Source organism: Chroococcidiopsis cubana SAG 39.79, assembly GCF_003991895.1.
In the GTDB taxonomy this organism is placed as follows: domain Bacteria; phylum Cyanobacteriota; class Cyanobacteriia; order Cyanobacteriales; family Chroococcidiopsidaceae; genus Chroococcidiopsis; species Chroococcidiopsis thermalis.
Genome location: NZ_RSCK01000128.1, coordinates 1 through 13,720 on the forward strand (window position 1 = coordinate 1; position 13,720 = coordinate 13,720).

The following is a 13,720-nucleotide window of genomic DNA, read 5'->3' on the forward strand; positions in this document are numbered from 1 at the left end:
TCCTGTCTCCTGTCTCCTCAATTTTGACTTCTGACTTCTGGCTTCTGCGTAATATAGTTAAAATTAGCGATCGGTGCTGAACTTTGTGCGTTTCTAGTGAGAGCATGACTAACCCAACCACGACATCAGATACTCCCATTGACTTTTCTGCTCTCCGCTTGCAGCTTTCGTCTGGATCGGAAAAAGTTCAACAGCAACTGATTCAACAGCTAGCAACACTAGGCGAGCCAGGTTTAGAAGTGTTGATGGAATTTTTGCTACAACGCCGCGATCGCCTACCAACTTGGATTGATGGCAAAATCTACCAAATCCTCTATCATTCCAAGTTTTCTCCGGCACGGGAACTTTTGCAAACTCACTTTCCCGCTGGAATTGTGACACTGCGATCGCAATCTAATATCGATTACAGTTCCTTACAACAGTTGTTGATTGAGGGAGACTTCCAAGCAGCAGACCGCGTGACGCTACAAAAACTTTGCGAACTGGCTGGCGCAACTGCCGTACAGCGCAAGTGGCTGTATTTTACAGAAGTCGAAAGATTTCCTATTCTCGATTTGCAAACTGTCGATACCCTCTGGTCAGTTTACTCTGAAGGAAAATTTGGCTTTTCCGTGCAGCGAGGACTCTGGTTAACTTTAGGCAAAAACTGGGAAAAACTATGGGCAAAAATTGGCTGGAAAAACGGCAACACCTGGACGCGCTACCCTGATGGATTTACTTGGAGCCTTGACGCTCCCATAGGACACCTACCTTTGTCAAATCAGCTACGCGGCAATCGTGCGATCGCCGCACTATTTTCCCATCCAGCCTGGGGAAAAAGGGAGCAGGGACGAGCTGGGAGCAGGGAGTAGGGGGACAAGGAGACCAGGAAGACAAAGGAGAACAATCACCAACTACCAACTACCAACTACCCATTACCAACTCCTTAAGAGTTAGCAAAATCTTTCTGCGCCCAATTGTTGATCCTGAATAAAAATCGGGAATCTTAAGTCTAGTAGATATCCCTGAATCTAGGGTTAGATACAGCACAACATTCATGTCGCAGGTGCGATCGCTTTCTTGCAGTGTAAGGTGGATTGGTAAATGGTGGAGCCAGAAAACAAATTATTGTGTCGAGGGGATACTGGCGTAGATCCAATGATAGATCGGCGCATGAAGGCGTTGTCGGATCTGGGCTTGTTGGAAGCTCAAACGACACCAGTTTTTGAGGAAGCAACTCAAACCGCCGCCCACCTGTTAGAAGTGCCGATCTGCATTTTGGGGTTTTTAGACCGTAATCGCCACGTATTTAAATCAGCAGTGGGTTTGTCGCGTTTGGGGCTGATGAATCCACTAGCGCAGGAAAGACAATTACCAATCCACGAATCTTTTTGTACCCAAGTTGTTGAAACGAGTCAAATAATTAACGTTGGCGATACCCGCACTCATCCTGCCTTTGCCAACAGCGTCTTAGTCCAGCGTTACGGTATTCTTGCTTACCTGGGAGTTCCATTGATTGACTCCTCCGGTTTATGCTTGGGTGCGATCGCGGTGATGGATTTAGAAACTCGCAATTTCAGCATCCAACAAATGAAATTTCTCGAACTCATGGCTCGCTGGAGTATGAGTGAATTCGAGCGCAATCGACTACTCAAAATGCAGCAGTTGGAGCCACTAGAACAGCAGGCAATCGAGATTGCACCGCCAGTTCTCAACCCTGCACCAGCAATTTCTTTCTCACCTCCTACTGCTTCACCAGAAGCCCTTTCCATTGTCCAAGTTAAACTCAAGTTGCTAGAGCAGCTCACCCAAGAACTCAGAACTCCTCTAACATCAATTTTAGGAATGGCAAATGTCGTAGGACGAGAAATTTACGGTCCTTTGACGACGAAACAGAAAGAATATCTCGAAATTATTCAAAATAGCGGTCGATATCTCCTCTCCCTAGTTAATGAAGTGTCTCAGTTGGGAGTCGTAGAAGAATATTCCCTTGGTCTTAATTTAACGACTGTAGATATTGAAATGCTTTGCCAGCAGATACTCAACACTTTAGATGAGGTCGCCAAACGCAAAGAACAAAAATTACGACTGTCGCTAGAGCCTGCGAAAAGTCGTATGTGGGTGCTGGATAAAGACAAGGTAAGACAGCTAATCTATCACCTCATATCGAGTATGATTCAAGCTGCTACTAGTGGGAGTGCGATCCGCATTCACATTTCCTATAAAAGCAACTCTACGCTCGATCGCGGGGGACAAAGTAATCTTTTGAATCTGGCAATTTCAGTTTCTCATCCTTGGTTAGGAGAAGGATTAACCCCCGTCGATCCCTACTTAGGGCAAATTTCTGCTTTTCATGGTTCTCGTACTGGCGACGAAAGGCAGGAGTCAAAAAGCAAGAAGTCGATGCACGAGCATGACGATCGCGGGGAAGACAAGACAGAATTAGTCAATGTCAATAGCTTCAATCGTTCTTGTGAAAGCCTACGCTTGTTGCTCAGCCGCGCTTTAGCAGAACTACACGGTGGTCAAATTGATATTTTAGGCACTCCAGAATCTGGCTATCGTTATGTCGTCAGTCTTCCTGAGTTAACATTGGCGCAAGCTAATGCTGAAATTTAATTTTAATGCAGTTCGAGCCGATCGCACTTGCATCTGAAATAAAAATGCGATCGGCTTTAAAAGTTATACAGTTGTTAGCCTTAGCAATGTTCCTTATTGGCGTTGCCAAACTTTAATATAGTCAATGTCAAAATAGCTAGGAAACGGTGTGGATTCATCTGGAAGTTTATTCGTCCAAATGGGACCGAGTGCTAGAGTCGTTAAAATATACATTGGTTTTTGGGGAATATTTTGGCTGTTTGTATAGCGCATCCGCTCCACTCCATCTACGTACCAAATTATGGCATTTGGTTCCCATAGCACTGCGTAAACGTGGTAGTTTTCTGAAAAATCAAAGTTATTACCCCACGATAAAGATGAGTATGTGGGCTTACCGCGATCGTTGATATAGTGCAAGACCATCAGCACGCTTTTCGTATCTGAACCAAAAAACTCCCCGATATTCACTTCTGGAGGCCAGTTTCTATCCTCTGCGGCAAGCCACATCGTAGGCCAAAAACCCCTACCTTTAGGTACTTTGGCACGTATTTCTACAAAGCCGTACTGAAATGCATACCTTTGGTGGGAAGAAATCATCCCAGAAGTGTACTGGAATGTAGCATTATAAGCATTCCAAATGCGTTTTTGAGTGCGTAAACGCAAAATTCCATCTTGTACCAGCACTTCCTCTGGTAAAAACCATTGGATTTCTTGCGCTCCATGATTGGCACATCCCCTTCCCAAATGCCACCAATAGCAAGTATCCCATTTGAGCGGATCGAGAGATGTACCATTGAATTCATCCTCGAATACCACCCGCCAGTTATCTGCCCGCACAACAGATGGGTTGAATAATGTTGTTGCGATAATAGCAAAACTAAGCAAAGTTGGTCGAACGCTCTTTCGCAACCACAAGCCGTATTTCATATTTGTAGAACATTTGCAGAGTTATTTTCAGTCAATTGACTTCATTTCGTGTTTAACACTTGGTTGTCAATTGCCCTTTAAGAATTTGGTAAGATTTTATATTTACGAGTAGTAATTTGGCAATATCTCTTGCTACTCGCAATAATTTATTTTGGTATTATAAATGGATCTATGATACAAAATGCACTGCATTTTTTATAGGTAATAGCTTCAGTACTTAGAACAAATTGGAGAAAGGTTGAGAAATCCATAAATATATTTTAAGCATGTGTAACCGAAATGTATTGTTATTGACTTTTTTTAAAAATCCTATCTATCTCTAGATATAACTTTATCCTTGCTATAGCCCACTGAACAATTATAGAGAAAAAAACCTAGCGTGCGGACATCAATAGCCCTTGATAATTTCTATAATTCCAACAGAATTGTGGGGAGAAACAAGAAAGACTTGTGGCAAAGCGATCGCGCGTAACTGAGAGTACTCAGCATTTTCTTGTCAACTTACAAGTACTAATGGATACCACCAGGAATGTATTCAATCACAATCGTAAACTTGTAGAGATAATTGTGACTGACATTGTGTATTAAGCTAAAGCAAATAAAATTCGCAATTATGGTAAGTCAAGTCAGCCTAACGTTGACTTAAGATAGACCAATCCCTATCTCGCAGCTCATGTTTATGAACTCAGTTTGGCAGCAATTTACTTTATCTAGCTTGCCGCTGCAAGAATGGCGACGTGCAAGCTACTTACACCGTTCTGTTGTCGGGCTATTTAGTACTTGGCGACAGGGTAGCTGGCTGATGCAATGGTCGGAAGCCTTAGCAGCTTTATTAGTCAGTTTGGTCTTTGCGCTCGCGCCATTTGTCTCCAACGACCTAATTGGCGTGTTACTCTTTGCTTGTGCTAGCTTCTGGGTACTGCTGACTTTAACAGACGAACGGCGTTATGCTTCAGAGCGTGCCAATACTCTGACTCCAATTCATTTATTGGTATTGCTTTACTGGGGTATCTCTACAGTAGCTACAGCACTATCGCCCGTCAAAGCCGCTGCTTTCGTAGGTTGGCAAAAGTTGACGCTATATTTAGTTCTGTTTGCCTTGACTGCGAGGATTTTACGATCGCCCCGCATTCGTTCTTGGCTGATTACCCTCTACCTCCACGTAGCGCTGATTGTGAGCATTTACGGTTTGCAGCAGTGGTTTTATGGGGCAAATGCTCTAGCTACTTGGGTCGATACTCAATCTAATCTCACCCGCATTACCCGCGTATACAGCTATCTTGGCAATCCTAACTTGCTAGCTGGCTATCTACTACCAGCCGTGGTTTTGAGTCTGGTTGCTGTCTTTGCTTGGCAGCGCTGGGTTCCCAAGTTGCTAGCACTAACAATGTTCGTTGTCAATAGTGCCTGTCTCGTCCTCACCTTTAGTCGTGGTGGTTGGATGGGATTACTCGTAGCGATTTTTGCCGTGTTGGTACTATTGGTGTATGTGTTGAGCGTCCATTTCCCCCCATTTTGGCGTACTTGGTCGCTACCATTGCTTATCGGTGGCGTAACGTTGGTATTAGTAGGTGGGGTGTTGTTTGTCGAACCAATCCGCGATCGCTTTTTGAGTATCTTCGCTGGAAGGGGTGACAGCAGCAACAATTTTCGCATCAACGTTTGGATAGCAGTGATTGAGATGATTAAAGACCGTCCGATTTTAGGGATCGGTCCTGGGAACACTGCCTTTAACAAAATTTATCCGCTTTACCAATTGCCTCGTTACAATGCCCTAAGTGCCTACTCAATCTTGTTGGAAGTAGCCGTAGAAACTGGTTTGGTTGGTTTAGCTTGCTTGTTATGGTTACTGGTTGTCACCTTCAACTCAGGGTTGCAACAACTGCGCCGTTTGCGGCAAACTGGCAGTCGAGAAGCATTTTGGTTAATTGGGGCGATCGCGGCTTTATTTGGAACTCTGGTTCACAATATCGCCGATACTGTCTGGTATCGTCCTGAAATCAACACGATTTGGTGGTTTATGGTAGCGATTATTGCTAGTTACTATGCTGCCCCAGTCACGCGATCGGATCTTTTGGCTAATTCCTCTTTCAATCGCGGTTCGGATAGCTAATCTCGGTGGATATGTATTTGTAGGGGCGCACAGCTGTGCGCCCCTACAGTTTGTGTGCGCCCCTACAGTTTGTGTGCACCCCTACGGTTTGTGTGCGCCCCTACAGTTTGTGTGCGCCCCTACATTGTGTGCGCCCCTACATTGTGTGCGCCCCTACAGTTTGTGTGGGACAGATCGTTAAAAATCAACAACAGCCCTCCTCTTTTCCCAAAAAGGCAGTACAACAATACAGTAATACAACCGGATTGAGATCGAGCTGTGGGAAAAATGCAATTGATGGATAGACTGCGCTTGGGTGCGGCTGTATTGACAGCAAAAACCGTGACTTTCGGGGTGCGATCGCTACGTCTGGGTGCGGCTAGCGTTTTACCAGGAGAAATTGCCCGTCGTCTTCAGCCAAAGTTGTTGCAACTGCTAAGTTGTCAAGTGAAGCAAGGAGTTATTCTCATTGCGGGGACGAACGGTAAAACTACCACATCCTTACTACTACGCACGATGTTGGAACGTCAAGGTTGGCGGGTTGTCCACAATGCAGCGGGGGCGAATTTAGAAAATGGTTTGATGACAGCGCTGTTACAAAATACTAATCCCATCGGTACGTTAGATGCAGACTTTGCCATTTTAGAAGTAGACGAAAATATTGTTCCCAAGGTGTTAGCACCTCTACAACCTCGGCTAATTCTGGCGTTAAACTTGTTTCGCGATCAGCTGGATCGCTACGGGGAAGTCGATACAATTAGCAGGCGTTGGGGACAAGCGATCGCACCTTTACCGTCAGAAACTATTATTGTTGCCAATGCTGACGATCCTACCTTGGCTTACATGGGGCAACAACTCAGTCAAAATGTTTTATTCTTTGGCTTGAGCGAACCAGAACATTATCTTGATGAAATTCCCCATGCTGTAGACTCAATTTATTGCCCCAGTTGCGGTACTCGCCTGGTTTATCAAGGGGTTTATCTTTCACACCAGGGAGATTATAACTGTCCTAACTGTGGTTTTCACAAACCATCTCTGGCGATCGCTAGTCGGGAATGGGAGCAAATTTTAATTGGGTTGTATAACAAATACAATACTCTAGCAGCGGTGTTATCAGCACAGCAACTTGGCGTAGATGAAGCGATAATCCGCGATACTATAGCTAACTTTCAGGCGGCTTTTGGACGGGCTGAGGAGTTGCAAGTTCGCGGTAAACACGTCCGCATTCTCTTGTCTAAAAATCCTGTGGGGATGAATGAAACAATTCGGGCAGTGAATGAGGTAAGAGGCGAGAGGCAAATCGAAGCGGAATCGCGTCAACTTGCGCCTGTGTTGATGGTTTTGAATGACAGAATACCCGATGGTACAGATGTTTCGTGGATTTGGGATGTGGATACAGAAAAGTTAGTCGAACGAGGAGGGACTTTAATAGTCAGTGGCGATCGCGTTTACGATATGGCTTTGCGTTTGCGTTACAGTCAGCCGGAGATAGATAGCAAAATGAATTTGGTTGTGAAGGAAGATTTAAAAGAGGCGATCGCGACTGCTTTGGAACAAACTCCAGCACATGAGACATTACACATTTTGCCTACATATTCTGCCATGTTAGAAGTGCGGGAGATTTTGACGGGAAGAAAGATTTTGTAATAAGTTGTAAATCGTAAGTCGTAAGTCGTAAGTTGGAATGAACTGATAACTGATAACTGACTATGCTTTTATCTCAGACAGAAAGACATTTAGCTGCTGAAATCGATTTTGATGAGTCTGTTTTGGAGATGATTAAGCAAGAATGCCAAGTCAAAATGCAGAAAATTCTTTTAAAACAAGAGGTGTATCTCAAAGATAGCGAATTGAGTTGTGTAAATGAAATTTTGCCAGCTTACTATCTTGAATTTGAGCAAGATATTTACGGAGTCTACAACTATGGAGGCAATCTTTTAGTAGAAGGCTTGTCTATTATCATCCCATCTTACATAGATTATCGGGATATTTTTGTCAAGCTAAAACAATCATTGAATCCACACGGCTATCTGACAAGCTGCGAAAATCGAGTTGGTTTGACTCCAGAGAAAAACAGGTTGAACCAATATATTTCTAGAGTTTTAAATTATGTCACACAAGCAGAATTAAGAATTGCAGTTTTTAAGGGTGAAGAACCTTGGGATATTATTAAGATTCATCAGACTAATGGGTGGAATTATGATATTTCTCCTAAAGACATAATTAATAAATTAAAATCGTGGCGGGAAGTGTGTGAATTTGAAATTATATTCGCTAGTAAAAGTAGTTTGAGTCTGGAGTTTGTAAGACCACCTACAGATATTGAAAAATTTGCTAAAGACGTAGTTGAATTTTGTCCCGATCTCCAAAATACTCAGCTAGTTGCAAGCAAGATCGAGAAGTATAAAAGTCTTTATTTAACTTGGAATTGAGCAAGAAATATATATGAATCTGGAAATGGAAATTACAATTGGCTGGTTATATCCAACTTTAATGAGTACCTATGGCGATCGCGGTAATGTTATTTGTATCCAGCGGCGCTGTGAATGGCGCAATTATACAGTGAAAATATTACCTTTAGATCGGGATTCTACGGCTCAAGATTTTTACCAAGTCGATATCCTCGTCGGTGGTGGTGCGCAAGATAGACAGCAAGAAATTGTCATGCGCGACTTGCGCGGTGCTAAAGCTGAGGCGTTACGAGACAAAATCGAAACTGGTACGCCAGGAATTTTTACTTGTGGTGCGCCGCAATTATTAGGACATTACTACGAACCAGGAGAAGGACAACGAATTGAGGGACTGGGATTATTTGATTTTGTTTCTATCCATCCCGGGTTAAATGCGCGTCGCTGTATCGGGAATTTAGTTATTGAAGTGACAGCTAAAAAGTTAGCACAGGAATTAATAGCAATGATAGGTTCGCCACCCTACTTGATTGGTTTTGAAAATCATGGCGGGCGCACAAAATTAAGTCAAGTGGAGGCGTTGGGACGGGTAATATATGGTTTAGGAAATAATGGTGAAGATGGTACAGAAGGAGCAGTTTATCAAAATGCGATCGCGACTTATTCGCATGGTCCCCTGTTACCTAAAAATCCATTTTTAGCTGATTGGTTGATTCAAACTACCTTGAAACAAAAATATCAAGAATCAATTGCACTTGCACCTTTAGATGATACTTTAGCTAACCAAGCACGGGAAGCAATCTTCAAGAAACTGCGCGTAAATCTGCCAACCTTGGTTAAACAGTAGGGTGCGTTAATTAACGCACCTACCTAATCGAGAATTAGGCGCGATCGCTTGAATCTTTTGATTGCTATTAGCAATAATCCCGCGTTAATTGCTGCTAAAATAACTAATGCTATCAAAATTATTTGAGTCATATTAGTATTTTTGGCAGCCTTTAAAAGACTTGTTTGTAAATGAGTTGGCATTAGACTCAAACTTAAAAGCGGAATCCAAGTTAAGGCAATAGAGACAAAAGCTAATTGTTGGGCTGCTTGTTTGACTGTGGGACTGCGGAGAGAGACAATGACACCTATACTCGCCATAGCTGTAGCTGTCAGAATTCCCAATCCAATTCCAGTTAAAGTTATTCCTATGGGGTAGAGTAAGATTTCTCCCGTGTTATGAGTTAAATTAACAGCTATCAAACCTGTTATTAAAACTATTAACGTTAATAAAAAACCATAGATAACAACTGTAATAATTTTACCGAATAGAATTGCTGCTTCTGATAGAGGACTTGCTAATAAAGTTTCTAAAGTATGTCTCTCTCTTTCTCCAGCAAAACTATCAGCAATCAGCGCCATAACTGGTAAAGTTGGTAGCCAACCCCAATAAGCAATTGTGAAGGGAGAGTCTACCCAAAATGTACCAATCTGAATGGGCATAAGCAAGCCAAATATTAATATTAAAGGTAGCCAACTTAGGATTGTTGTTTTAATGCTACCGCGCTGAAATAGTAATTCGCGCCATTCTTTCCAGATGACAGTCCAAATATCGGTAATCATACAAAATCTATTTGATTGACTATATATCCCGTAAGGGCGGGTTTACTAAACATGTCTGTTTTTAGATTGAGATCTTGGTGAACCCGCCCCTACGTTATCCACAATTGATGACTTGTTGTGCTGTTAAATTTAAATCTGGAAATAATTCTGATGGAATGCAATGCTAGGTTGAACACGTGGATATTGTTTTTTATACTATTCTTGCTTTAGTAGATAGTTATTATTAGATACAATGATTCGAGTCAAAACTTTACGTGAGGAGTTTGAAGCAGGCGAAAATGGTGGATACGTATATGGTAAGATACAAAGACAAAGAAGTTTTCCCGTCTATGTTGAGCTTGGGATAGAACAAGAGTACATTCCATCCTCTCAGGATAATTCAAAGACAGAATATAGACTATTTCAAAAATGTAACGTTTTCGTCGCTGAAACTGACGAGGAACTTGACCGAGAAGAATATATATACTCTTCACTCAATGTGACGGTAATTATATATTGTTAGTTACTGGGAAGAAGACACAGGAGCAACACGCCGTTTTCCCATTTGCTTGTGCTGAATTTCTATGCGATCGCGATTTTTTTCTAAAAATTCTTCAAGTTCTTCTATAGGAACTTGAATAGTCTCTCCGTTTTTGAGTTTGACGGTAAACATAGCGCATTGTTTCTCTAAGATTATCCAATAATACCATGTAAACATGGTATTATTGGGAGCCAACCAGGCTGCGTATAGTAGTGGTAAGGTGCGTTTTCAAAACGCACCCTACAAGCTGTGCCAAATTTGGGCGGGGCGACTCATAGCCGCCTTAAGCACTAGTAGCGCGATCTGTCAGACGAGTTAATACCTGATTAGAACGCTCGACAAAAGATTTCATACCTTCAGCATTAAATCCTTTTTGTGCCATCAATGCTAAGTCATAAACATGTTGACAAATTGAATTAGCTAATTCGGCACTTGGTGACTGTCCTTCACCTTGGATAATACTACCTTGGCTGAGGCTGACTAAGTTTTGAATCAGCGGATGCGCGGTATTAACTAGCAAGATATGATCGTCAGGAAACTGTGCTGTTTGCTGCTGGACAAAAGCACTCATTTCTTGAATGCGGCGCATATATTCAGGTAACAACACCATTGCTGGGGGCGTACCTTGCGGATCGTCAGATTTTAATGCTTCGGTACGGATATTGAGTTTGGGTTTATTCAAGGCTTTTTCAAACAATTCCTTGATTAATTCGCTGCGAGTTTTGTTCGTAGTTGGATCGACAATTTCCCCAGCTTTATCTTTGTCAAGTAGAGTTTGATCTAAGTCAGAATCAACGCGAGAGAATTTAACGTCTGAATACTCTCTTTCTAGGAAAGAAATAAAGTGAGTATCGATAAAGGAATCCATAAATAGGACTTCTAAACCCTGCTTCTTATGCAGTTCTACATAAGTAGCTTGGGTAACTTCATCGGTGCAATAGTAAACGCGATTCTCGTGACGTTCTTTGTTACGTTCCAGGTATTCTTTCAGCGTGGTATAGGAGGAAGTCGTAGGGGCGTTCTCCTGCACGCCCGTACCTGAGTCGGGAGTAGATTCTGCTGGTTGTACGTCTTGCCATGCGTCTCCCTCTTCTGCTTGCACTTGGACGACTGGTGTTTCTGTCGCAGGTGAGGACGCAGCCACTACAGGCGTTTCATAGGTTGTGCGGTAGATGACGATATCTTCGACTTGTTTTTTGAATTTCTCGTCGTTAAGGGAACCAAATTTGACAAACGTACCTACGTCTTGCCAAACTTTGATATATTCTTCGCGGCTATTGCGATAAAGTTCTTTCAGGCGATCGCCGACTTTACGAGAAATATAATCGGCAATTTTCCTTACCGTCCGGTCTGTTTGCAAGGCGCTGCGGGAGACATTGAGAGGAATATCTGTGCTGTCAATCACTCCCCGCATGGGTAGCAAGAATCGCGGGATAATCTCTTCGCAATGGTCGCTAACAAAGACTTGGTTGCAGAATAGTTTGATCTGTCCTTGGGTGACATCTACATCCGGTCTGAGTTTAGGAAAATACAAAATCCCGTTGAGGATGAAGGGATAGTCGGTGTTGAGATGTACCCACAGCAGCGGTTCTTCTTGAAACGGATATAAGTAGCGGTAAAATTCCAAATAATCTTCTTTGGTGAGATTATTAGCTGACTCTCGCCAAGGTGCTTTTTGCTGGTTGATAACCTCGCCATTCAGTTTGATGGGAACAGGCAGAAAATCGCAATAAGTCTTGACAAGTTGCTTGATACGTGCATCTTCTACGTACTCCTGCTCGTCTTCCATTAAGTGCAGGGTAATAGTCGTACCGCGATCGCTCCGAGATGAATCTTCTAAAATAAACTCTGGGGAACCATCACAACTCCAATGGACGGCTGGCGCACCTGCTTGGTATGACAGGGTATCGATCTCGACTTTTTGCGCCACCATAAAGGAAGAGTAGAAACCCAAGCCAAAATGACCGATGATCTGTTGGTCTTTCCCTTCGTACTTGTGAATAAATTCTTCCGCACTAGAGAAAGCCACTTGGTTGATATATTTCTTGACTTCCTCCGCCGTCATCCCGATACCGTTGTCGGAGATGGACAGAGTTTTGCGATCTTTGTCTATAGCAATTTGAATTTCTGGTTCGCCTATATCGCCGGAATACTCCCCAGCACGGGATACCATTTTCAGCTTTTGGATAGCATCGACAGCATTAGAGATCAATTCCCGTAAGAAAACCTCATGGTCGGAGTAGAGAGATTTCTTAATAATGGGGAAAATATTCTCAGTGTGGATGCTGATTGTGCCTTGTTCCCGCATACTAAATCAGTGTTGTGGTGAATGTTCTTTAATCAGGATCTTAATGGCTTAAACCACGCGATCGCTCTTTACTTAACTAAAGATTCCCCCCAACGCTAATTCGGTTTACCCTACCTGTCTTTAGTAAGTCAGGAGTCGGGAGTCGGGATAAGAGAGCTGAGGGAGCGCAAGGTTGCTGAGGAAGTTGAGGGGAGAAGCGAGCTGAGGGAGCCCAGGGAGCCCAGGGAGCCCAGGGAGCAAAACTACCATGCACCACGCACCACGTACCACTTTTTAACCAACTACCAACTACCAACTACCAACTACCAACTACCAATTACCCTTTACCCATAACCACTCCTTACTGATAACTGATAACTAATAACTGATATGACTCAGGATATGCAACGCGAATTTACCAGTCGTGAAGAACTGGTAGCCTACTTAAAAGAACAATTTCCTACTGCTGCTAGCCGAGATGATAATATCAGCGAGACTGTCGGGGGACGCAAAGCTGCTGAAAAAGCTTTACAAACAGTAGATCCGGCAGGTTACGCCAAAACTCGCAACTTTCTCACGGGTGCGGTAACTCGTCTCTCACCCTATCTTCGCTATGGAGTTTTGAGTCTCGCTGATGTTAAGAAATATGTCTTGAACAAAATTCAGCAGCCGGATGAAGCAACGAAATTAATTAACGAACTCGGCTGGCGCGATTATTGGCAACGCCTATATGTCAAATTAGGAAACGGAATTTGGGAAGATCGAGAAGAATATAAAACTGGTTACACTACCAAAGAGTACGCCCCCGAACTACCAGAAGATATCGCCACAGGGACGACAGGGCTAGTTTGTATCGACAGTTTCAGTCAACAAATGCGTCAAACTGGATATTTACACAACCACGCCCGGATGTGGATGGCTGCTTACATGGTGCATTGGCGACGTATCCGCTGGCAAGTCGGGGCGATTTGGTTTTTGGAACATTTATTAGATGGCGATCCGGCGAGTAACAATATGTCTTGGCAATGGGTAGCAAGTACGTTTAGCCACAAACCCTATTTCTTTAACCGCGAAAATTTAGAACGTTATACAAATGGTGTTTACTGTCGCGAATGTCCCCTCTATGGAAATTGTGACTTTGAAGGCAGTTACGAACAAATAGAACAGCGATTGTTTCCCAAGGCAGAATTTAACAAACAACCCAACAGTCAAAGTTGGCAACGCGGGAAGAGACAAGGGGGACAAGGGAGACAAGGGGGACAAGGGGGACAAGGGAGACAAGGGGGACAAGGGAGACAAGG

General features: G+C 43.2%; 11 protein-coding genes. 7 read left to right on the forward strand and 4 right to left on the reverse strand.

What is annotated here, in order from left to right:
* Positions 1 to 104: 104 nt before the first annotated feature.
* Positions 105 to 851 (forward strand): GUN4 domain-containing protein, encoded by a 747-nt coding sequence (locus tag DSM107010_RS33780; RefSeq protein WP_015157019.1) that lies wholly within the window; start codon positions 105 to 107, stop codon positions 849 to 851.
* A gap of 232 nt (positions 852 to 1,083) precedes the next feature.
* Entirely contained in the window at positions 1,084 to 2,598 is a 1,515-nt protein-coding gene (locus tag DSM107010_RS33785; RefSeq protein ID WP_015157018.1) for a GAF domain-containing sensor histidine kinase, read from the forward strand.
* A gap of 93 nt (positions 2,599 to 2,691) precedes the next feature.
* On the opposite strand, the gene DSM107010_RS33790 is transcribed toward DSM107010_RS33785, so the two are convergent.
* Positions 2,692 to 3,504, reverse strand: coding sequence for a glycoside hydrolase family 16 protein (locus DSM107010_RS33790; protein WP_015157017.1), 813 nt, complete (start codon positions 3,502 to 3,504; stop codon positions 2,692 to 2,694).
* 679 nt (positions 3,505 to 4,183) lie between these two features.
* Here DSM107010_RS33790 and DSM107010_RS33795 point away from each other — a divergent pair.
* From DSM107010_RS33795 to DSM107010_RS33810, 4 genes are all read left to right on the forward strand, one after another.
* On the forward strand, positions 4,184 to 5,617 hold the full coding sequence (locus tag DSM107010_RS33795; protein ID WP_015157016.1) for an IctB family putative bicarbonate transporter: 1,434 nt from the start codon (positions 4,184 to 4,186) through the stop codon (positions 5,615 to 5,617).
* Between the two features lie 267 nt (positions 5,618 to 5,884).
* Positions 5,885 to 7,243, forward strand: a complete 1,359-nt coding sequence (locus DSM107010_RS33800; RefSeq protein ID WP_015157015.1) for a Mur ligase family protein — start codon at positions 5,885 to 5,887, stop codon at positions 7,241 to 7,243.
* A 62-nt stretch (positions 7,244 to 7,305) separates the two neighbouring features.
* Positions 7,306 to 8,028, forward strand: coding sequence for a DUF4253 domain-containing protein (locus tag DSM107010_RS33805; RefSeq protein ID WP_015157014.1), 723 nt, complete (start codon positions 7,306 to 7,308; stop codon positions 8,026 to 8,028).
* Between the two features lie 13 nt (positions 8,029 to 8,041).
* Positions 8,042 to 8,851, forward strand: a complete 810-nt coding sequence (locus tag DSM107010_RS33810) for a type 1 glutamine amidotransferase (RefSeq protein WP_106167582.1) — start codon at positions 8,042 to 8,044, stop codon at positions 8,849 to 8,851.
* Between the two features lie 23 nt (positions 8,852 to 8,874).
* Here DSM107010_RS33810 and DSM107010_RS33815 read toward each other — a convergent pair whose 3' ends face one another.
* The 3 genes from DSM107010_RS33815 to htpG all read right to left on the reverse strand — a co-directional run bounded on the left by DSM107010_RS33815 (position 8,875) and on the right by htpG (position 12,440).
* Positions 8,875 to 9,612 (reverse strand): ABC transporter permease subunit, encoded by a 738-nt coding sequence (locus DSM107010_RS33815; RefSeq protein WP_106167583.1) that lies wholly within the window; start codon positions 9,610 to 9,612, stop codon positions 8,875 to 8,877.
* 502 nt (positions 9,613 to 10,114) lie between these two features.
* Positions 10,115 to 10,264, reverse strand: a complete 150-nt coding sequence (locus tag DSM107010_RS40575) for a hypothetical protein (protein ID WP_015157010.1) — start codon at positions 10,262 to 10,264, stop codon at positions 10,115 to 10,117.
* Positions 10,265 to 10,415: 151 nt separating this feature from the next.
* Complete coding sequence (gene htpG / locus DSM107010_RS33825; RefSeq protein WP_106167585.1) at positions 10,416 to 12,440, reverse strand: molecular chaperone HtpG; 2,025 nt, start codon at positions 12,438 to 12,440, stop codon at positions 10,416 to 10,418.
* 369 nt (positions 12,441 to 12,809) lie between these two features.
* On the opposite strand from htpG, the gene DSM107010_RS33830 reads away from it, so the two are divergent.
* The coding region (locus DSM107010_RS33830) for an FAD-binding domain-containing protein (RefSeq protein WP_199755950.1) at positions 12,810 to 13,720 on the forward strand (911 nt) is incomplete at its 3' end.

What these genes read in the sequence shown, in the direction of transcription:
- DSM107010_RS33785 (WP_015157018.1), top strand. Translation starts at nt 1,084, where the DNA reads ATGGTGGAGCCAGAAAACAAATTATTGTGTCGAGGGGATACTGGCGTA.
- htpG (WP_106167585.1), bottom strand. Translation starts at nt 12,440, where the DNA reads ATGCGGGAACAAGGCACAATCAGCATCCACACTGAGAATATTTTCCCC.
- DSM107010_RS33790 (WP_015157017.1), bottom strand. Translation starts at nt 3,504, where the DNA reads ATGAAATACGGCTTGTGGTTGCGAAAGAGCGTTCGACCAACTTTGCTT.
- DSM107010_RS33815 (WP_106167583.1), bottom strand. Translation starts at nt 9,612, where the DNA reads ATGATTACCGATATTTGGACTGTCATCTGGAAAGAATGGCGCGAATTA.
- DSM107010_RS40575 (WP_015157010.1), bottom strand. Translation starts at nt 10,264, where the DNA reads ATGTTTACCGTCAAACTCAAAAACGGAGAGACTATTCAAGTTCCTATA.
- DSM107010_RS33800 (WP_015157015.1), top strand. Translation starts at nt 5,885, where the DNA reads ATGCAATTGATGGATAGACTGCGCTTGGGTGCGGCTGTATTGACAGCA.
- DSM107010_RS33780 (WP_015157019.1), top strand. Translation starts at nt 105, where the DNA reads ATGACTAACCCAACCACGACATCAGATACTCCCATTGACTTTTCTGCT.
- DSM107010_RS33795 (WP_015157016.1), top strand. Translation starts at nt 4,184, where the DNA reads ATGAACTCAGTTTGGCAGCAATTTACTTTATCTAGCTTGCCGCTGCAA.
- DSM107010_RS33810 (WP_106167582.1), top strand. Translation starts at nt 8,042, where the DNA reads ATGAATCTGGAAATGGAAATTACAATTGGCTGGTTATATCCAACTTTA.
- DSM107010_RS33805 (WP_015157014.1), top strand. Translation starts at nt 7,306, where the DNA reads ATGCTTTTATCTCAGACAGAAAGACATTTAGCTGCTGAAATCGATTTT.